A 21809-nucleotide genomic window follows, 5' to 3' on the forward strand; every position below is an offset into this window, starting at 1 on the left:
CATTTTTATTTATGTAGTTTTAAATAAGTTTTATTATTTAATCAAACAAAACCAATTCCTAATAAAGTATGACCACCTATTAAAGCGAAAATTATTGGAACAACAGCATACCAAGTCATAGCATCTGGTGATAAGAATCAATATGGAAAGTTTTGATGAGGATCATCAAAACCGTTTGTTTTGAGCATAGCATATCTTATTAGGGCAAATGCAATATAAATACTAATAAAAATTGTAAATGACCATCACTTAGTTTTAAAATAAGTTTTAATATTTTTGGTTTCAAAATTTAAATAAAAGAAATAAATTATTCCCATTAATATTGGCATAACTAAGTGTGAGCTGATTGATTTTGATCAATCAGCTCAAGTATCAAGACTGTTTGCAGAATCTACTCCAAAAAATAATTTAGGTAATAACCCAGAAAAATATAAAATCATGATTACTAAATTTGATACCATGACAACAGTAGACATATTTTTAATTCCACTAATTTTACTTCTTTTATTTCAATAAAATAATAATATTATGCAATAAATCATTGTTAGCATCACTGTTCAATTACTATAATAGCTAAATTGTTGTAAAAAAGAATATTCAAAAGAAAAAGTTGTTATTCCATCAGGATAGTATCATCCGAAATCTCCGGTGCTTGCATCATAAATTGCTCTAATAAACATTGAAAATAACGATACTATAATGATAGAAGATAAGATGATGTATGGAAGACAACTTTTAAATTTCATGAATACCTATTTCTATTTATTATATTATCTCTTAATAATTTTCTTAAAAATTTAAAATGATAGAATATTTAAAAGATTTTTTACCTTATGCAATTGAATTAGTTATTGTGTAAGTGTAATATTAATATTAACAAACTAAATATTTTTAAAACTTGTATAAGCCGGTAAATTGGTCCGGTGTCTCTACGTTGCACCATTGCAAATCTATAAGTCTCGTCAGGGAAAGTTTTTTTAATACTTTTTTTGACGTTTTTTTATTATAAAAAAGGAGAAGGAAATGAAACAAACGCAAATTATTATTTTAGATTTTGGAAGTCAATATACGCAATTGCTTGCAAGAAGAATTCGTGAACAAAATGTTTTAGCTGAAGTGGTTGATTTTTCAATTAAGCCTGAAGAATTAAAACAATATCCAAATTTAAAAGGAATCATTTTATCAGGAGGCCCAGCTTCAGTTTATGAAAATGATGCTTATACAATTGATCGAGGTCTATTAGAAACTAAATTACCTATTCTTGGTGTTTGTTATGGACTACAATTAATCACTCATTTATTTGGTGGAACAGTTGAATTATCAGAAAAACAAGAATTTGGTAAATCAAAATTGTTTATCGATGATTTAAACTGTAAATTATTTATTGATGTACCAAATGATAAAAATGTTTGAATGTCACATGCTGATCATATTACTAAACTTCCAGAAAACTTTATTCAAGTTGCTCATTCAGAAAACTCAATTGCTGCAATTAAACATAGTGATAAAGAAATTTATGGAATTCAATTCCATGCCGAAACAACACATTCAGAATATGGAGCACAAATGCTTGCTAATTTCTTGTTTGAAGTATGTCAAGCTAATAAAGATTGATACGTAAAAGCCTTTATTGAAAAAGCAATTACAGATATTAAAGAAAAAGTCGATAATCAAAAAGTGATTTTAGGATTAAGTGGTGGAGTTGATTCATCAGTGGCAGCAACTTTAATTTCTAAAGCAATTGGAAAACAACTAACATGTATTTTTGTTGATACTGGTTTACTACGCAAAAATGAAGGACAACAAGTGATGGAAACATATACTAAAAACTTCGATATGAATATCAAAATGGTTGATAGTAGCGAGTTGTTTTATGAAAATTTAAAAGGAATCACAGAACCTGAATCTAAACGTAAAATGATTGGTAAATTATTTATTGATGTATTTACCGATGAAGCTAGAAAAATGTCAAAAGATGCTAAATTCTTAGCGCAAGGAACAATCTATCCTGATGTGATTGAATCTTCAAAACAAGGACATACTTCAAAAACAATTAAATCTCATCACAATGTTGGTGGATTACCAGAAGACTTAGGATTTGAACTTTTAGAACCTTTGAGAGATCTATTCAAAGATGAAGTAAGACAAGTTGGTCGTGAATTAGGAATTCCCGACATTATGATTGATCGTCATCCATTCCCAGGACCTGGATTAGGAATCAGGGTAATTGGGGAAGTGACTAAAGAAAAATGTGATATTTTAAGAGAAGTTGATGATATTTTTATTAAAGCATTACATGAAGAAGGATTATACACAAAAGTTCAACAAGCTCACGTTGTTTTATTACCAGTTAAAACAGTTGGTGTCATGGGTGATAATAGAACTTATGAATATTTAGCTGCTTTAAGAAGTGTCGATACCGTTGATTTTATGACAGCAACAGCATCACATTTACCATGAGATTTTTTAGACAGAGTTGTTAATAAAATAATCAATGAAGTAAAACACGTTAACAGAATTGTATATGATGTAACTTCAAAACCGCCAGGAACAATAGAATGGGAGTAATTTATGGGAAATAATTTAAATGGAAAATTAATTGATAGAGGATTGACATTTGATGATGTACTTTTAGTTCCTGCTAAAAGTAATGTTTTACCAAATGAAGTTGAATTAAAAACTCGATTAACAAAAAACATTACATTAAATGTACCATTTTTAAGTGCTGCGATGGATACAGTTACTGAATGAAAAATGGCTAAAGCTTTAGCAGGAGTTGGAGCAGCGGGGGTTATTCATAAAAACTTAACAATTATTGAACAAGCAAAACAAGTTTTAAAAGTTAAAGAAACAAATGTTGATTTAGAACGTTTTCCAAATTCTGCAGTTGATAATAACAATGAATTAATTGTTGGTGCTGCTGTATCAACTGGATCAGATACTTTAGAACGAGTTAAAGCTTTAGTTGAAGCAAGAGTAAACTTTGTTGTAGTTGATTCAGCCCATGGTCACTCAGCTGGAATTATTAATACAGTTAAAGATATTAAATCTAACTTCCCTAATTTAGATGTAATTGCTGGAAATATCGCAACAGCTCAAGCTGCTAAAGACTTAATTGAAGCAGGTGCTGATTGTGTTAAAGTAGGAATTGGTCCAGGAAGTATTTGTACAACAAGAGTTGTGGCTGGAGTTGGGGTACCTCAAATGACAGCAATCGCAAATGTTTATGAATATTGTAATTCAGTTAATATCCCATTTATTGCTGATGGTGGAATTAAGTATTCTGGTGATGTTGTTAAAGCACTTGGAGCTGGAGCAAATGCAGTGATGCTTGGATCAATGTTTGCTGGAACAAAACAATCACCTGGAGAAGTTATTTCTTTAAATGGTAGAGAATATAAAACATATGTTGGAATGGGTTCGATTGCTGCAATGGAAAGAGGAAGTGGAGATCGTTACTTCCAAAAAGGAGCTAAAAAATTAGTTCCTGAAGGTATTGAATCTGTTGTTGAATACAAAGGCGATGTTAAAGAAATAGTTTTCCAAATGATTGGTGGTTTAAGATCAGGAATGGGTTACACAGGTAGTGCAACTATTGAAGACTTAAGAACTAATGCACGTTTTGTAGAAATTACTAGTTCAGGATTAATTGAATCACATCCACATGGTGTTAAAATGATTGCTGATGCACCAAACTACAAAAGTAATTAGTTATTATAGTTATTAAATATAAGCAACACTTTCTTTTATTAAAAAAATAGTGTAATATATATTTATAAGATTAATAAATCTAAGCAGCCCAAAAGGCTGCTTTCTTATTGAACTTACGGAAGGAGATTTAATGAAAAACTTTTCAAACATTAAACAAGAAGTCGAAGAAATGACAAATGTGATTTTAAAGAATCACAATTTAAAGGTTTATGAAGTAAATAACTTTGAGGATTTTGAAAGTGATGTACTACAAATCCTGATTGAAGATGCTATTCAACCAAATAAAGCTTTAGATTTTGATGTTTTAATGAGTGTTAATGAAGCGATATCAAATGCAATGGAAAAATTTGATGCAATTATCAAAGACCCATACATGCTAGAAGTTGCTAGTGCGGGTATTGAAAAAAGAATTAGAAGTAAAGAAGAATTAGCTAACGCAATTGATCAATATGTTCACTTAGAATTACATAAAGCGATTGCTAATTCAAAAGTAATTGAAGGATTTTTGACAGAATTTAATGTAGACACACAAGAGTTTAAAATTGAATACTTCATCAAAGGTCAAAAGAAAAAATCTTATGTTAAATGAGATGATATATCAGCATGTCGATATGCTGTTAAATTTTAGGAGGATTGCATGGTAAATGGTGCACAATTATTAGAAGCTATTAATTTAATTGCTTCAGAAAAAAATATTGAAAAAGAATTAGTTATTGAGGCAATCAAAGAAGGATTTGCTAAAGCATACGAAAGATTTTTTGATACAGAAGCTTGAGTTGAAGTTGAAATCGATGAAAAAGTTGGATCAATCGAAATGTTCCAAGTATTAACGGTTGTTAAAACAGTTGAAGATGATTGATTAGAAATTTCAGTTAATGATGCAAATAAAGAATTTGTTCAAGAACACCAAATCGGAGATCAAGTAAGAAGAAAAATTGAATTCAACACAGAATTTTCTAAATCAGCTGTTGGTCAAGTTGCTCAAATTATTAATCAAAAGATTCGTGGAGCTGAAAGAGCAAAAGTTTATGATAAATACATTGGTAAAAAAGGTGAAATTATCAGAGGTAAAATCATCGGTATCAACGAACAACAAACTTCGTATTTAGTTGATCTTGATGGAACAACTGCTAGTTTATGACATAAAAAAACTATCAACGGTGAAACTTTCAATGTTAATGAATACGTAACTTTATTTATTGAAGAAGTTGAAAGAGATAATAAATTTTCACAAGTTATGGTTTCAAGAACAGCTGCTGATTTCTTAGGAAAATTATTAGAAGAGAATGTTCCTGAAATTTTTGATGGAATTATTGAAGTTAAAGCAGTTTCTCGTGAACCTGGTAAAAGAGCAAAAGTTGCAGTTATGTCACACGATGAATTTGTTGACCCAATTGGATCAGTTGTTGGTTCACATGGTGTTCGTATCAACAGTATCTCAAAAGAACTTAAAGGTGAAAAAATTGATGTTGTTAAATGAGATGAAAATGTTATTCAATTCGTAATGAATGCAATGGCACCAGTTAGAGTTATTTCTGTTTCATACAATGAAGAAGATGGTGAGTGTGATGTAATTGTTCCAAATGAACAATTATCACTTGCAATTGGTAAATCAGGAATTGCTGCTAGATTAGTTGCGAACTTATTAAAATTAAGAGTTAATATTTTTTCATATGAGAATGCTATAACAGACGGAATTGAAATTTTATGAAATGGTAATATTACTGAAGCTGAATTATCAGATCCAGAATTCTTAGCAAATGTTAATAGAAGAAAAGAAAAATCAACTACACCAAGAGTTGAAAGACCAAAATTTAACCGTAGAAATGATTTTGATGTTGATGCTTTAGCAGCTGCTCAAGCAGATATTTTATTAGATAATGAAATCGAAGAAGAATATGAAGAAATCGATTTCGAAGAATTAGAAATTGAAGCACCAAAACCTTTATTTGAAGAATCAACTCTTGAATTGAGTGATATTGAGGCTGAATTAGAAGCTCTTGATGAAGAAACTGATAGTGATTTATTCGACGAAGATTTAGAAGAATACGACGAGTACTATAAATAGTGAAAAAACAAAAAGTTTCATTACGTAGAGATGTTGTTTCAAAACAGTTACTACCTAAAAATGAACTTATTCGTATAGTAAAGAATAAATCAAATGAAATTTTTATTGATCAAAGCCAAAAAGCTGATGGTCGAGGTGTTTGAATTAAATCTGATATAGATTCAATCAAAAAAGCACGACAAAAAAATCTCTTATCAAAGGGATTAAAAACGAAATTAAATTTAGACATTTATGATCAATTAGAAAGAGAAATTAATGGATAAACAAAAATTACTAAATGCAATTGGAATGGCTTATGCTTCTAATAATGTAATTTATGGTGCTAAATTATTAGATTTTATTAAAACAAACAAAACTTCTTTTGTAATCATTGGTTCTAATATGGGACCAAGTCAAAAGAAAAAAATAACAGATAAGTGCATTTCTCATAACATTAAATATGTCGATGATGTATTAACGGTTGAAGAATTAGCACAAGCATGTGGAAGAACCACTATTGTATCAGTTGGATTTAATAATTCTAACTTTGTTAAATTAATTAAATCCACTTTATAACAATATTAAGAAAGGGGAAAAATTACATGGCTAAACAAAACGTAAATAAAAAACAAAATATTGCTAAACAAAAAGCAAAACAACACACCAACCAAATTAAACAACAACTTAAAGAAGAGGTTGCAACTGGTTTAGTTGATGGAGTATTTGTTTTCACTGAAGCACTTTCGGTTGGAGATTTTGCAACTAAAATTGGTAAAAATGCAGCAGATATTTTAAAATTCTTCTTTTCTCAAGGAACAATTATGAATCAAAACATGATTCTTTCAGAAGAACAAATGGGAGAATTAGCAATTGAATTTGGATTCGACTTTAAAAAAGAAGAAGTGTTAACAAAAGAAAATATTTTGGATCAATTAACTCAAGTTGAAGATAAACCAGAAGATTTAAAAGAAAGACCTCCAATAGTAACAATCATGGGACACGTTGATCATGGTAAAACAACTTTATTAGATTCAATGAGAAATGCTGATGTTGCCGCGGGTGAAGCTGGAGGAATTACTCAAGCGATTGGTGCTTATCAAGTTACTCATTCAAGTGGTAAAAAAATAACTTTCATCGATACACCTGGTCACGAGGCATTCACAGAAATGAGAAGTCGTGGAGCAAATGCTACAGATATCGTTATTTTGATCGTAGCAGCCGATGATGGTGTAATGCCTCAAACTGAAGAAGCAATCGATCATGCTAAAATGGCAGGAGTTCCAATTGTTGTTTTTGTAAACAAAATTGATAAGCCTGGAGCAGATCCTGAAAAAGTTAAATCAGAGTTAATGAGATATAACTTAGTAGCTGAAGAATTTGGTGGAGATATTCCTTTCATTGAAGGATCAGCTAAACAAAAAATTGGTTTAGATAAACTACAAGAAACTTTATTATTGATTGCTGAAATCAATGAATATAAAGCAAATCCTAATAAATTTGCTTCAGGAGTTGTTTTAGAAGCTCACTTGGATAAAGCAAAAGGACCAGTAGCATCAGTTTTAATTCAACAAGGTACTTTAGAAATTAAAGACACCGTGATTGCTGGAGGAACTTTTGGTTCAATTAAAAATATGGAAAACGAACACAATAAGAAAGTTTTAAAAGCAGAGCCTTCTAAACCTGTTGTAATTTATGGTCTAAACGAAGTTCCAAATGCTGGTGATAAAATTTTAGTTATGAATGATGAAAAAATGGCTCGTCAAATTGCTGAAGCGCAAGCTGAAAAACAAAAACAAGCAGAACGTCAATCAAAACAAATATTCTCATTGGATTCAATTAAAAAATATATTGATGAAGGTGAATTAAAAAATATTAATATTATTGTTAAAGCTGATACTCAAGGTTCAGTTGAAGCATTAAAAGGATCACTTTCAAAAATTGATATTGCTGGTGTTAAACTTTCAATTATTCGTGCTTCAGTTGGAGCAATTACTAACTCTGATATTACTTTAGCGGGAGCTGGAAGTGCTATAGTTTATGGATTTAATGTTAGACCCGATGCATCTGTTCGTAAAAAAGCTGAAGAAGATGGTGTTGAAATTCGTTTACACAACATTATTTATAAAGTTATTGAAGAACTTGAAGCAGCCGCTAAAGGAATGTTAGACCCTGAAGTGGTTGAAGTGATTTTAGGTCAAGCAGAAATTAGAAACCTATTTAGACATACAGCAATTGGTGTTATTGGTGGATTCCATGTAACTGATGGATTAATTCCTCGTAATGCAAAAATTCGTGTTTTACGTGATGGTGTTGTTGTTTACACTGGAGAAATTTCTTCTTTAAAACATTTAAAAGATGATATTAAAGAAGCTAAAATTGATTCAGAAGGTGGATTAACAATCAAAAACTTTAATGATATTAAAGAAGGCGACATTATTGAAGCTTACAAAGAAGAAACTAAAAAATAAAGGTAAAATTGTAATGTAAAGTTACAATTTTTTTTGCGTAAATAAAAATAAACTTTTTTGGTTTATTTTGGTTTATTTTGATAAAATAAAATTGAGGAGGATATATGATTAAAGAACAAAGATATAAAATGATTATCGATTTTTTAGAAAACAAAGACATTGTTTTAACAAAAGATTTATTAGATCACTTAGATGTGCCATTAACAACACTTAGAAGAGACCTGATTGAATTAGAGCATGAAAATGTTATTACCAAATTACATGGCGGAGTTAAAATTAACAAAAAAAACATCGTCGCTGAAGAAGAATTTGAATCTAAAGTTTTAGTTAATATTGAAGAAAAAAGAGAAATTGCTAAAAAAGCAGTTGCTAAAATCAAAAAAAATGAATCAATTTTTATTGATTCAGGATCAAATGGTTACTTCATTTCGCAAATTTTAGACCCAAATTTAAATTTGAAAATAGTTACTAATTCTATGAAAAACGTGCAAGAACTTTCTAAAAATGGTCATCAAGACATTTATATCTTAGGTGGTAAATTCAAATCTACAACAGAAGCAATTCTAGGATATGAAGCGATTGAACACTTAAAAAAATATAATTTTGATAAAGCTTTTATCGGAATTAATGCAATTGATAAAAATGGAAACATCTTTACAACAAGTTCTGATCATGCCCAAATCAAAATCGAAATTATTAACCGCTCTGAAAAAGCTTATGGATTAGCTGATTCAAGTAAAATGAATGCTAAATCTTTTTACGTATTTTCAAATACAAAAGATTTGGAATTAATTAGTTAGGAGAAAAAGAATGATTTATTCAATTACATTAAATCCAGCATTAGATCATATTATTGAAACTGATGGATTTAATATTGGCGAAACTAACTATTATAGTCAAGATTACACTGTTATTGGTGGAAAAGGTATAAACGTATCGATTGTCTTAAATAGTTTAAAAGCTAATGTTCTTTCTACTGGAATTATGGGAGAAAAAAACAAAAATCCATTTATTCAAAAATTTGATGAAGTGAATTTAAAAAATAAATTTTTCTTTTTTGACGGAAATACTAGAACAAACTTTAAAATCAAAAATTTAAATAAAAACGAAGAGACTGAAATTAACGGAATCGGGATAATTAAAGAACTAAAACTATTAAATGATTTAAAAGATTTTTTATCATCTAATTTAGAAAAAGATGATATAGTAATCGCTTCAGGAAGCTTACCAAACGGAGTGCCTACAAATATTTATAAAGAAATTGGAGATATTTGTAATTCTAAAGAGGCAACATTTATTTTAGATACATCTAAAATTCAAATGATTGAAGGTATTAAGTCAAAACCATTTTTAATCAAACCAAACATTGAAGAAATTTGTGAAATTTTAAACATTCCTTTTAAAGAATATAATTTTTCAGAAATTGAAAAAATGATTATGGAATTAAAAACAATGGGAGCAAAAAATGTTTTATTGAGCATGGGTTCAAAAGGAAGCTACTTCTTTTCTGAAAACGGCGACAAATATAAAGTAGGAATTGCTAAAGGAAAATTGGTAAACTCAGTTGGATCTGGTGATAGTATGATTGCTGGATTTGCCTATGGTTTATACAAAAAACTAGATATTATTAAAACTTTAAAATATGGAGCAGCAGCAGGTGGAGCAACAGCTTTCACTCAATGACTAGCTCAAAAAGAAGATATCGAACCACTAATTGAAACAATTAGTGTTGAAAAAATATAAAGGAGATACAATGGAACTAAAAGATTTTTTTAAATCAAAAATTTCGTTTTTTAAATCTAATTTAGAAACAAAAGACGAAGTGATTAATTTCTTAACAGAAAAACTTTTAAATGAAAAAATCGTTGATGATGCAAGTGTTTTCAAAGCTAAAATTTTAGAACGTGAAAGCCAAGATTCGACAGGTATTGGTGATGGAATTGCAATTCCGCATGCAATCACAAAACATGTTAAAAATCCTTCAATTGCATTTGTGAGTTTAGAAAAACCAATTGAGTGAGGTAGTTTAGATAATAAACCAGTTGATTTGGTTTTTATGATCGCTACAAATGATGAAAATGGTGATGCTCACTTAACAGCGCTTTCAAATTTATCAATTGCTTTAATTGATGGAGCAAACCAAGCAAAAATTAGAAAAGCTAAAACATTTAAAGAATTAGTTGAAGTTTTTAATACTACTAAAAAAGCCAAAACTTTAGAAACTAATGATTCGGGTCATTATGATGTGATTGGTATTACAGCTTGTCCAACAGGAATTGCACATACTTATTTAGCTGAAGAAAAATTAATTGAATCAGCAAAAGAATTAGGTATGACAGTTAAAGTTGAAACACAAGGTAGACGTGGAACTGAAAACAGATTAACTGAAGAAGATATTAAAAATGCTAAAGTAATTATTTTAGCTCATGATAAAGCAATTGCTGGAATGAGCAGATTTAATGGAGTATCAGTTATTGATACAAACACTAAAGATGTTATTTTTAATGGAACTAAAGTAATTGAGCAATACCAAAAAGGTGAAGGAACAAAAATTGTTAAAGTTAAAGCTGATTCTGAAGAGATGAGTGATGATTTTTCACTTAAAAAATTCTTTGATTTCAAAGGAAATTTATTAGCTGGAGTTTCAAGAATGTTACCATTTGTTGTAGCTGGTGGTATTATTTTAGGAATCGCATTCCTAATTGATTTTGCTGCTGGTTATACAGAAAATTTAGGAATTAATAACGAAGCTGCTGGATGATTTGCTGCAATTGGTAAAACAGCGATGATGATGATGGCTCCAATCCTTGGTGGATACATCGCATATACAATTGTTGGTCCACAAGGATTAATGCCTGGGGTAGTAGCTGGTTTATTAGCTGATGGTACTGGAGGATTTGCTTATGGAGCTGTTGATGGATGATCAGGTTTATGATCTAAATTATTCCCAATGGAAATCCCAATGAACTCAGGATTTATTGGAGCAATGGTTGGAGCATACTTCGCAGCACTAATCGTATTTGGACTAACAAAAGGATTTAGAAATTTCAAAAAAAGTTTCCATGGGGTTAGAGATATAGTTTTAATTCCAATCTTATCATTATTGGGAATTGCGTTCACAATGTTTGTAATTAATATTCCTTTAGGATATGCAATGTTTGGTATTAAAGAAGGTCTAGTTTGAATGGCACAAAACAACTTGTTAATTCTAGTGGGTATGTTAATAGGATTGATGATGTGTGTTGACATGGGTGGTCCAATTAACAAAATCGCATATACAATTGGTGTTATGACAACAACTGGTGGACTTGAAGTTATTGTTGATGGTACTGATCTATCAGGTGTATTAATGGCTGCTGCTATGGCTGGAGGTATGATTCCTCCTTTAGGAATTGCTGTATGTACAATTATGTTTAGAAAAGTATGAACAGCTAAAGAAAGAGATGCTGCTAAAGCTAACTGATTAATGGGAGCATTCTTCATTACCGAAGGAGCAATTCCATTTATGGTAACTGATCCAAAAAGAATTTCAGCATCAGCATTAACTGGTGGAGCAATTACTGGTTTAATGGTTGGTGGATTCCAAATCACTTTATCAGCAGCTCATGGTGGGGTTGCAGTATTCCCATTACTAAATTCTCACATATTTGAAGGAGCAGGAACTCAAATGGGAGCCGGAATTGCATTATACATCTTATCAATTGTGGTTGGTGTAATGATTATGGCATTGATTTTAGGATTCTGAAAAAAAGCAGATATTAAAAAAGGTAAATTAAATGTCGATCATGGAATTGTTTTAAACCCAAATAAAAAAACATTTTCATTTAAAAAATAGTTATTAAAATAATTAACAGGATTAGATTTTCTAATCCTTTTTATTTTCATTTAAAAATATTCATAAGTTGAATATTTTTAAATTTGTAGTTAAACTATTAATGAACAAACGAGGTAAAAATGGAAATAATAAAATTAAAACCAGCTTATTCAGAAAAGCTGTGAGGTGGGTCAAAATTAAAGGAATTAGGTTTTGATATTCCTAATGGTAAAAAAATCGGAGAAGCATGAACAATTTCAGCTCACGAGAATGGAATGAGTTATTTGAGTGAGGGAAAATTTGCTGGTTTATCATTAAAAGAAGTTTTTGATAATCACCGAGAAAGTTTTGGTAACTATACAGGTATGTATCCAATGTTAACTAAAATAATTACTGCTAATGACTATTTGTCAGTACAAGTTCATCCTGATGATGAATATGCCTTAAAAAAACATAATGAATTAGGTAAACCTGAATCATGATATATTTTAGATTGTCCTGAAAATGCACAATTAATTTATGGACACAATGCAAAGTCTAAAGATGAATTATCAACGATGATTGAAAATGGTCAATGAGATAAACTATTAAAAAATGTTGATATTAAAAAAGGTGACTTCTTATTTGTTGATGCTGGTAAAATTCATGCAATCACACCAGGGGTTACAGTAATTGAATTACAAAGATCTAGTGATGTAACTTATAGACTTTATGATTATGATCGATTAGAAGCTGATGGAAAACCAAGAAGATTGGATTTAGAAGATTCAATCAATTGTACAACTGTTCCAGATAGTGATGATGTGATTGTTAGAAATGCAAATAAAGAAGTTTTTAATTCTGATTTCTTTTCAATTTACATACTTGATGCAACAATTGAAAATACATTTAAAATTTCTGAATCAGCATCATGATTACAATTAAGCGTTGTTGATGGATCGGGAACTATTAATGGAATTGATTTTAAAACTGGAGAATCAGCAATAACAATGAATGGAATTGAAGATATTAAAGTAACTGGAAATTTAAAAGTTTACATTTCTTGAATTAGAAAATAAAGATATAAATTTATAAACCATAAAATCAACCAAGGAGAGAACAATGAAAATAAAATTTAGCAAAGATTTCTTATGAGGAACAGCAATATCTGGTCCACAATCAGAAGGTGCATTAGATAAACCACATGAAAGTATTATGGATTTTTGATATAAACAAAACCCAGAAGATTTTCATAATCAAGTTGGACCAGAAGTAACTTCTAATATGTATTTACAATATCGTGAAGATATCGAAATTATGAAACAGTTGAAACTAAACAGTTATCGAACATCAATTCAGTGAACTAGATTGATTAAAGATTTTGAAACGGGAGAGCCAGATTTAAAAGCAGTTGCTTTTTATCGTGACTATTTTAAAAGAGTTAAAGAATCGGGAATCGTAATCAGTGTTAACTTATTTCACTTTGATATGCCAATTGAATTGCAAAATATTGGAGGTTTTGAAAACCTGCATGTTGTTGATTTATTTGTAAAATATGCCGAAACTGCATTTAAGGAATTTGGAGATTTAGTAGATAACTGAATTACTTTTAACGAACCTGTTGTTCCAATTGAGGGAGGATATCTTTATAAATGATATTATCCAAAAATCGTTGATTTCAAAAGAGGAATTCAAGCAGGATATTATACAATTCTTGCTCATTCAAGAACTGTTAAAACCTTCAAAAAAATGTTTGCTAATGATTCTAATAAGCAAATCAGTATTGTTTTAAATTTAACACCAGCTTATCCAAAAGATAATTCCCCCGAAAATATGGAAGCTGCAAAAATTAGAGATTTAATTTTTAATAAATCATTTTTAGATCCTGTTGTAAAAGGTGAATTTCCCAAAGAATTAATCGCCCTTTTTAAAAGTGAGAATATTTTACCCATTTACACTAAAGAGGAACTAAAAGACATTAAAGAAAATATTATTGATTTTTTAGAAGTTAATTATTATCAACCAAGTCGAATTCAAAGTCGAATAACGCCTTTTGAAGGACAGATTATGCCTGAAAAATGATTCGAAAATTATGAATGAGCCGAAAGACGAATCAATCCGCATAGAGGTTGAGAAATTAATCCAAAAACTTTATATGAAATTGCTAAAGATATTCAACAAAACTATAATAACTTTAAATGATTAGTTACTGAAAATGGTATGGGTGTTGAAAACGAACACTTATTCAAAGATGAAACTGGTCAAGTTCAAGATGATTATCGTATTGATTTTATTAAAGAACATTTATATTGATTAAATAAAGCAATTGAAGAAGGTTCAAGCTGTTTTGGATACCAAATGTGAACTTTTATTGATTGTTGATCATGAGCTAATTCTTATAAAAATAGATATGGACTTGTTGAATTAGATTTAAAAACTCAAAAAAGAATTATTAAAAAATCTGGGTTTTGATTTAAAGAAATGATTGAAAACGGAAAAGAAATTGAAATTGAAGATAATTTAATCAAATAATTGACTAACAACTATAATTTTATAGTTGTTTTCTTTTTATAAAAGAACAGATATTGTATAATTAAGTTGTAATGGAGGCGTTATGGCAAATAATAAAATTCAAGCAAGAAAAGAATCCTTAATATTAAGAGAATTGACTTTAATTTTAAATAGACAAATGGAAGATGAATTATTAAAAGCAATTTCTATTTCAGAAGTTAGACTAACAAACGATAGTGAATTAGCTAAAGTATACTTTTCATTTATTGCTTTTAATGAAGACATCACATTAGATGCAATCGAAGATCAATTAGAATTAAGACACGGTAAAATAAGAAAACTCTTAGCGTCAAAAATTCAAATGAGAGCAGTTCCTGAACTGCAATTCATTTATGATACATCTTTAGATAATGCAAACAGAATCGAAGAGATTCTAAAGAAAGTGAATAAGGGATAAAAATATGAACAAAGATAGAGTATTAGCAGCATTAGTAAACTTTTTAATTTGTGCTACATTAATTGGATTAGTTGTATATGTTATTTTTTGATATAAAGGTGAAAAACCACTTGGTCAAAAATTATTTAATACAGCATGTCCATCAGATAAAAAAGAACAATTAATTTTTGGTATTTTTTCAGTAATTATGTATATTTCATTAATTTTATGAGTTGTAAACATTTACTTCTGATACAAAAATGAAGATTCAATTGCTACAAAATTAACAAATTGAGCTTGTAAATAATTAACTTTAAAAGGTTATCAATAAGACTTAGGTCTTATTTTTTATACTTCAATAGTATAATTAATTAGAATGAGGAACTTAAAATGAAATCAGGAATTATAATAATTGATAAATCACAAGGAATTAGTACAAATCATGTGATTCAAAAGGCAAAAAGAAGTTTAGGAATTAAAAAGGTTGGGCATGCAGGAACTTTAGATCCACTAGCAACTGGAGTTGTTGTTTGCTTAGTTAATAACGGAACTAAAATTAGTGACTATTTATTAAGTTCAGATAAACAATATTTAGTTACAATGAAATTGTTTACGTCAACTGATAGTTACGATAGTGATGGAGAAATAACAGAAACTCAAAATCCATTCGAGATTTCATTAGAAGAAGTTAAAAATGCTATTAAACATTTTGATGGTTTAAATTATGATCAAACACCACCAATTTATTCAGCAATTAAAGTTGGTGGTAAAAAACTATATGAATATGCTTTAAGTGGTCAAGATGTTGATATTAAAAAAAGAAATGTCACTATTAAGAAGTTAGAATTGATTGATTATAATGTTGAAGCAGGAGAAATAACTTTAAAAGCTGATTGTTCAAAAGGAACTTATATTAGAAGTTTAATTGTTGATATTGCTGAGCAATTAAATACAATTGCACATGTTGTAATGTTAAGACGCACTAAATCTGGTCAATTTTCAATTGAGGATGCTACTACTTTAGATAATATTACTGAAGATCACATTATTAATATTCATGATGCATTAGTAATGAATCACTTTCCTTTAGTAACATTAAAAGATGTTACTGATGTTAGTTTTGGTAAACCAATAACTTTATTAGATAATAATGAACCAATTGTTTTTATTCAGAATTCTGATAATCAAGTAATTGCATGTTATGAACATGTTAAGGATAATCATTATAAATGCCGTAGAGGTGGATTAAATAACTAGGAGTAATTATGTTAGAAAAAACTTATTTTGATTTGATGTCAATTAAAGATTTACCAAAAATTAATTTAAAAAGTATAGTTACAATCGGTGTGTTTGACGGAATGCATCAAACACACCAAAAGATGATTAAAAACTTAAATGAATTAGCTAAACAAAATAATGCAGTTTCAATTGTTATTGCATTAGAAAGTAAAGTAAGCGATTTCTTTTCTAATGTTCATTCAAATATTTCAGAAGTTAAAGATAGATATCAAGCTTTAATAGATAGAGAAATTGAACCAACTTATTGAATATCAGTTCAAGTTGATCAAGATTTAATTTCGATGAGTGCTGGTAACTTTGTTGAACTTTTAAAAACAAAATTAAATACAATTGGAATCGTTGAAGGAACTGATTTTAAATTTGGTCATAAAGCTCAGGGTAATATTGAAACGCTGAAAAAAGTTTTTGGTCAAGAAAATGTTTATATTGAAGAAAGAGTTGATGATGTATCAACATCAAATATCAAAAATTTATTAAAGACAAAATATATTAATACAGGTATTGAAAATTTAGGAACAAAATTTAAGGTTAAATTGGAAAACCAAAAAATAATTTTTCCTTCAATTGAACTATTGGATGGGAACTATTTAGTAGTTAATCCAAAAGGCTTAAAAGAAGAGGTTAAATTCTTGAATAACGAACTAATAATCAGCTTAGATATAAATGTTAATGAATTAGAAATTGTTAGATATCTAGGTGTAAATTCATAATATATATGATAATATTAAATAGGTGATTGTTTACCAGAGTTTTTATCCATCCCAGATACTTCTCTGATAAAACACTGAAAATCAAAACAAAGGGAGGAATCTATCATGGTTTCAAAAGAAAGAAAATTAGAATTAATTAAAGAATTTGGTGGATCAGAAAAAAACACTGGTTTAGCAGAAGTACAAATTGCTATCTTAACTGAAGATATCAAAAACATGACTGCTCACTTACAAATTCACAAAAAAGATGTTCCAACAAGAAGAACATTATTGAAAAAAGTTGCTCAAAGACGTCACTTTACTGAATACTTAGCTAAAAATGATGTTGTTAGATATAAAGCAATTATTGAAAAATTAGGGTTAAGAAAATAATCTAAAATTTTTGAAAAATTATTGACACTCTTAGCGAATTATATTATTATTTAAGAGTGTTAAACATGCAGGTGTAGTTTAATGGTAGAACTTCAGCCTTCCAAGCTGACTGTGAGGGTTCGATTCCCTTCACCTGCTCCATTAAGAAATTGTAAATAGACTTAGGTCTATTTTTTTTATCTCAATGTTAGTAGTATAATTAAAAATAATTAATGATATATAAAATGATAAAGGAGGAATCATGGCTGAATTTAAAGAAAACAATTATTGAGACCGAATGAGACATTTTTCAACAAGTAGAACCAACTTTTGAATCAGTTTATTATTTCAATTAATAGCAACTATTATTCCTTTTATATTATTGTGAATTTTTATTGGTGCTGATTATAAAATATATGATTTTTCCTTATATGGTAAGTTGCCAAATCCGTATGATGGTTATGTGGCATTAATTTTAATCGGATATGTATTGTGAAGTTTATTAATAACAACAATTACCTTCTTTTTAAAATGACAAAAAGCAGATGGTTTTACTTTTACTGTAGCATTAGTCTTTGTTGGCTTTAGCGTTATTATGAATGGAAGTTGAATTAATGATTTAGCGGGTTTAAATCAAGGTATGAAAATATTCATTCGATTCTTAATTGCAATCGCGTGTGGTTTTATTGGAATCTTTATCGGAGTTATTATTACAACTTACGCTCGAAACTTTAATTATAAAATTGAAGAAGATGATCAAAAAATACTTATTGCATATCGTAATGGTGAAGAAATCCCATCAAGAAAACAACTTCAGATTAAAAGAGCTGAAAAAGCACATGAAAAACGTTTAAAAGAACAAGAAGAACTTGAAGAATTTAAAAAAGAATTAGATTTAAAATTAATTGAAGCTTTCAATGAGAAAGAAAAAGAAAAACAAGATTTTCGTAAATCTAAATTAGATGCTAAAGAGCAAAAACAAAGAAATAGAGACAAGAAAAGAAAAGGTGATTAATATGGTACTTGAGAAAATTTTTGACTTAACAAAAGAAGACGGTGTAAATAAAGAAATTAGTGACACTATTTTAAAAGAAATTATGAAAAACAGAAATTATTCAATTTCTGTTTCTGAATTAGCTGAACTTGCAAATCTTAGTCAACCAACAATTACAAGATTTGTCCAAAACAATTTTAATTTAAAAAGTTATAAAAACTTTACAAAGCAATTAAATGAAGAAGTTTTGACTTATTTTGAACATAAAAATGAAATTAACGATATTAAGAACAATTCAGACTTATTAATTAAAGATGTTATTAAAACACTTGATGAAATAGATTCAGAAGTTTTAGTTAAAGCAGCTAAAATGATTGCTGGAGCTGAAAAAATTAACGTCACAGGAATTGCGGGTAATTCTGCAATGAAATTAGACATTGAGCACAAATTAGCCCAAGTTGGTAAAATTGTGATGTCAGGAAGAGATTGACACCAAGAAATGATGAACTTAAATAGCATGAATGAAAAGGATCTATTAATTATCATTTCTTATTCAGGTGATAAATACGAAATGAACCGTATTGCTGAAAAAGCAAAAACAAGAGGAATTAAAATTATTTCTTTTACAGGTAACTTCGATTCAAATTTAAGAGATAAATCAGATGTTGTCTTGTTAGCAAACTCATCAGATCCTAAATATCGAACATATACAACAACTGCACGTGTATGTATGATGGCATTATGACAAATTCTTTTTAGAGAAATGATTAAGTACATTAAGATCGATATTGATGCTATTGAAGAATGAAAATGAACAATGTTATAATTTCCAATTTTTCCAATATATTTAAAAATTACTAAAAATATTCACAAAATGAATATTTTTTTAATATAATTAAATTAGGAGGATGAAAAAGTGAAAGATATTTTGAAAAAAGAATACGTCTATTTAGATGTAGATGTACAAAATCAAGATCAAGCTTTTGATTTTATTGCTAAAAAAGCAGTTGAATTAGGGCTAGTTACAAGTGCTTCTGCTTTGGTTAAGGGTTATAAAAATCGTGAAGCCGAAGGAACTACTGGATTCGAAGATGGATTTGCTATTCCACACGCAAGAATCAAAGAAGTTAAAGAAGCTGCTGTATTTGTATTAAGATTCAAAAATGAAATTGACTGAAAATCAATGGATGAAAAACCAACTAAAGTTGCAATTGCATTGTTAATTCCTGATGGACCGAACGGTGAACAACACTTAGCTATTTTAAGTGACATCGCGATGAAATTAATGGATGAAAACTTTAAAACAGAAATGAAAAAAGCTAAAACTACTGATGCAGTAATTAAAGCAATGACTTCAACTAAAAAAGAAGAAGTTAAAAATGTATCAGTAAATGATAAAGCTAAAAAAGTAGTTGCAATTACTTCATGTATTACAGGAATTGCTCATACTTATATGGCTGAAGAAAAATTATTATTAGCTGGAAAAGAAATGGGAATCAATGTTAGAGTTGAAACTCAAGGATCAAAGGGTGTTGGTACAAAATTAACTAGTGATGAAATTAATGAAGCAGATGTTGTTATTATTGCAGCTGACTTAGCTGTTGATATGTCAAGATTTGCTGGTAAGAAAATTTATTCATTAAAAGTTGCAAAAGCTATGAAAGATCCAATTGGAACAATCAAATCAGCTTTTGAACAAGGTACAACTCTTGTTGTAAAAGGAGAAGGATTTAATTCTTCAAAAAATAATAAATCTGCAACTGAACGTCAAACAGTTATGCAACACGTTATGGCCGGTATTTCATACATGATTCCAGTTATTGTACTTGGAGGAATCTGTTTAGCATTCTCAATCGGGATTGCCAAAGCAATTTGAGGACCTAGTGCTGGAACTTCGGGACCAGCAATTCTTGACCCTGGAACTGGATTACCAACTGGAGAATTTCAATATCCATGAAACCCATTAGCAGTAATGGATAAAATTGGGGGGGCAGCTTTTGCTATGATGATCCCAATTTTAGCAGGATTCATCGCTAACTCAATTTCAGGTAGAGCAGCCATAGCACCAGCAATGGTAGCTGCTTTCATCGGAAATAACGCTGGAAACTTTATGCCATTAGGAGACATGGGAGTTGTTGAAACTCCTGCTGGATTCTTGGGAGCAATCGCAGCCGGGCTTGCTGCTGGTTATATTGTTAAATGAATTAACACATGATCAGTGCCACGATCATTACAAGCTGCTATGCCAATCTTCTTTATTCCAATCGTTGTTGGATTAGGGTTAGGATTATTATTCATTTATGTAATTGGGGGACCAATTGGATTCGTTATGGATCAAATATCAATAGGATTTAAAAGTATTTATGAAAACAATGCCGAAGTTGGAGTTGGTGTTGGATTAGCTGTAGGTATAGCACTTGGTGCTATGGCTGGATTTGATATGGGTGGACCAATCAACAAAATCGCCTTTGTTACAGGTTCAGCATTAGTAACTGCACAAGTTTATGAACCAATGGGAGCAATTGGAGCTGCAATTCCAGTTGCACCATTATCAATGGGACTTTCAACAATTTTATTCCCAAAATTCTTCAACAAAGATGAAAAAGGAATGGGAATTGCTGCATTAATTATGGGAACAATTGGTATTTCTGAAGGTGCCATTCCATTTGCAATTAGAGATCCAAAACGTGCTGTATTATCTAACGTAGTTGGATCAGCTGTTGCTGGAGGAATTGCTGGAGCACTTGGAGTACAAAACTTCGCTGCTCACGGTGGACCAATCGTTGCTATTTTAGGAGCTGTTCCTTATGGAACTCAAACTTTATACTTCTTCTTAGCTGTGGCTGTTGGAGTTGCTGTGACAACTTCAATGTATGGTCTATGAATGATTAAAGATGCTGGAGTTGTTGGATCAGTTAAAGCTACTCATATTGCTTTATTAACAAAATTAGCAAATGAAAAACGCGATGCAATTGGTAATGTTAAAGAAGAAATGTTAGCAATTAAAAATGAAAATAGAATTGCAATTAAAGAAGCAAAATTAGCAGAAAAAGATGTTGAAAAAACAAAAGCAGCTGCTAAAGCTAAAATGGATGCTAAAAAAGCAGAAATTATGAAAATTAAAGAAATTTATAAAGCAAATGTTGCGAAAGCAAAATCTGCTTATAAAGTTGAGGTTATTAAAGAAAAAGAATTTGTTAACTCAAGAAAAGTTGAAATTAAAACATTTAATACAACAATTAAAACAAACAGAAAAGAAGAACTAGAAATTTTATCTAGTGCTACATCTAAAGCAAAAGAAATTTCAAATAAAGCTGATAAAAAATCTTCATTAGAAAGTATTCGTGAAGAAAAAATATCAACAAAAGAAAAATTCCAAAAACAATTAGATAATAAACAAATTACTTTAAGAAAATCATTTGTCGATAGTTATTCAAAATTAGCTAACGCTTAATAATTAAAAATTTCAAACAGACTTTTAAAGTCTGT

General features: G+C 29.4%; 21 protein-coding genes, 1 tRNA gene and 1 riboswitch. Of the genes, 21 read left to right on the forward strand and 1 reads right to left on the reverse strand.

Translation table 4 applies throughout. The features are described 5' to 3' along the window. Positions 1-5: 5 nt before the first annotated feature. Positions 6-746 (reverse strand): hypothetical protein, encoded by a 741-nt coding sequence (locus T347_RS0102935; RefSeq protein ID WP_031543148.1) that lies wholly within the window; start codon positions 744-746, stop codon positions 6-8. A gap of 132 nt (positions 747-878) precedes the next feature. Continuing rightward, a riboswitch (purine riboswitch) is annotated at positions 879-973 on the forward strand. 50 nt (positions 974-1023) lie between these two features. On the opposite strand from T347_RS0102935, the gene guaA reads away from it, so the two are divergent. From guaA to T347_RS03745, 21 genes are all read left to right on the forward strand, one after another. Next, positions 1024-2568 carry a glutamine-hydrolyzing GMP synthase gene (guaA, locus tag T347_RS0102940; protein WP_031543150.1) on the forward strand — a complete coding sequence of 515 codons (1545 nt, stop codon included), beginning with the start codon at positions 1024-1026 and terminating at the stop codon, positions 2566-2568. Positions 2569-2571: 3 nt separating this feature from the next. Continuing rightward, complete coding sequence (gene guaB / locus T347_RS0102945; protein ID WP_031543152.1) at positions 2572-3711, forward strand: IMP dehydrogenase; 1140 nt, start codon at positions 2572-2574, stop codon at positions 3709-3711. A gap of 130 nt (positions 3712-3841) precedes the next feature. Then, positions 3842-4339 carry a ribosome maturation factor RimP gene (rimP, locus tag T347_RS0102950; RefSeq protein ID WP_031543154.1) on the forward strand — a complete coding sequence of 166 codons (498 nt, stop codon included), beginning with the start codon at positions 3842-3844 and terminating at the stop codon, positions 4337-4339. A 9-nt stretch (positions 4340-4348) separates the two neighbouring features. After that, positions 4349-5779 carry a transcription termination factor NusA gene (nusA, locus tag T347_RS0102955; protein WP_031543156.1) on the forward strand — a complete coding sequence of 477 codons (1431 nt, stop codon included), beginning with the start codon at positions 4349-4351 and terminating at the stop codon, positions 5777-5779. After that, positions 5776-6042, forward strand: a complete 267-nt coding sequence (rnpM, locus tag T347_RS0102960) for an RNase P modulator RnpM (RefSeq protein ID WP_031543159.1) — start codon at positions 5776-5778, stop codon at positions 6040-6042. The genes nusA and rnpM overlap by 4 nt, the downstream gene beginning before the upstream one ends. Beyond that, entirely contained in the window at positions 6035-6334 is a 300-nt protein-coding gene (locus T347_RS0102965; protein WP_031543161.1) for a L7Ae/L30e/S12e/Gadd45 family ribosomal protein, read from the forward strand. Before rnpM ends, T347_RS0102965 begins: the two co-directional genes overlap by 8 nt. 26 nt (positions 6335-6360) lie before the next feature. Continuing rightward, a complete protein-coding gene (gene infB / locus T347_RS0102970) occupies positions 6361-8226 on the forward strand; it encodes a translation initiation factor IF-2 (RefSeq protein ID WP_031543163.1) in 1866 nt (621 codons plus the stop codon). 104 nt (positions 8227-8330) lie between these two features. After that, positions 8331-9026, forward strand: coding sequence for a DeoR/GlpR family DNA-binding transcription regulator (locus T347_RS0102975; protein ID WP_031543165.1), 696 nt, complete (start codon positions 8331-8333; stop codon positions 9024-9026). 10 nt (positions 9027-9036) lie between these two features. Further along, positions 9037-9969, forward strand: a complete 933-nt coding sequence (gene pfkB / locus T347_RS0102980; protein ID WP_031543167.1) for a 1-phosphofructokinase — start codon at positions 9037-9039, stop codon at positions 9967-9969. 10 nt (positions 9970-9979) lie between these two features. Further along, complete coding sequence (locus tag T347_RS0102985) at positions 9980-12061, forward strand: PTS fructose transporter subunit IIABC (RefSeq protein WP_051636042.1); 2082 nt, start codon at positions 9980-9982, stop codon at positions 12059-12061. 119 nt (positions 12062-12180) lie between these two features. Next, positions 12181-13098 (forward strand): type I phosphomannose isomerase catalytic subunit, encoded by a 918-nt coding sequence (locus tag T347_RS0102990; RefSeq protein WP_031543171.1) that lies wholly within the window; start codon positions 12181-12183, stop codon positions 13096-13098. Positions 13099-13141: 43 nt separating this feature from the next. Then, positions 13142-14551, forward strand: coding sequence for a glycoside hydrolase family 1 protein (locus tag T347_RS0102995; RefSeq protein ID WP_031543173.1), 1410 nt, complete (start codon positions 13142-13144; stop codon positions 14549-14551). Positions 14552-14633: 82 nt separating this feature from the next. Next, on the forward strand, positions 14634-14987 hold the full coding sequence (rbfA, locus tag T347_RS0103000; protein WP_031543174.1) for a 30S ribosome-binding factor RbfA: 354 nt from the start codon (positions 14634-14636) through the stop codon (positions 14985-14987). Positions 14988-14991: 4 nt separating this feature from the next. Then, positions 14992-15273 carry an RDD family protein gene (locus T347_RS0103005; RefSeq protein WP_031543176.1) on the forward strand — a complete coding sequence of 94 codons (282 nt, stop codon included), beginning with the start codon at positions 14992-14994 and terminating at the stop codon, positions 15271-15273. Between the two features lie 83 nt (positions 15274-15356). Continuing rightward, the gene (gene truB / locus T347_RS0103010) at positions 15357-16223 is read left to right on the forward strand and encodes a tRNA pseudouridine(55) synthase TruB (RefSeq protein ID WP_031543178.1); all 867 of its coding nucleotides are present in this window, start codon (positions 15357-15359) and stop codon (positions 16221-16223) included. Between the two features lie 8 nt (positions 16224-16231). Beyond that, positions 16232-16975, forward strand: coding sequence for a nucleotidyl transferase family protein (locus T347_RS0103015; protein ID WP_051636043.1), 744 nt, complete (start codon positions 16232-16234; stop codon positions 16973-16975). A 105-nt stretch (positions 16976-17080) separates the two neighbouring features. Further along, entirely contained in the window at positions 17081-17347 is a 267-nt protein-coding gene (gene rpsO, locus T347_RS0103020; protein WP_031543183.1) for a 30S ribosomal protein S15, read from the forward strand. 67 nt (positions 17348-17414) lie between these two features. Then, a tRNA-Gly gene (locus T347_RS0103025) sits at positions 17415-17488 on the forward strand. A gap of 100 nt (positions 17489-17588) precedes the next feature. Next, the gene (locus T347_RS0103030) at positions 17589-18341 is read left to right on the forward strand and encodes a DxFTY motif-containing membrane protein (RefSeq protein WP_031543185.1); all 753 of its coding nucleotides are present in this window, start codon (positions 17589-17591) and stop codon (positions 18339-18341) included. Between the two features lies 1 nt (position 18342). Next, a complete protein-coding gene (locus T347_RS0103035) occupies positions 18343-19146 on the forward strand; it encodes a MurR/RpiR family transcriptional regulator (protein ID WP_031543187.1) in 804 nt (267 codons plus the stop codon). A gap of 90 nt (positions 19147-19236) precedes the next feature. Continuing rightward, positions 19237-21774, forward strand: a complete 2538-nt coding sequence (locus T347_RS03745; protein WP_036228467.1) for a PTS fructose transporter subunit IIABC — start codon at positions 19237-19239, stop codon at positions 21772-21774. Positions 21775-21809 lie beyond the last annotated feature (35 nt).

Source organism: Mesoplasma photuris ATCC 49581, assembly GCF_000702725.1.
Lineage (GTDB): Bacteria > Bacillota_I > Bacilli_A > Mycoplasmatales > Mycoplasmataceae > Tullyiplasma > Tullyiplasma photuris.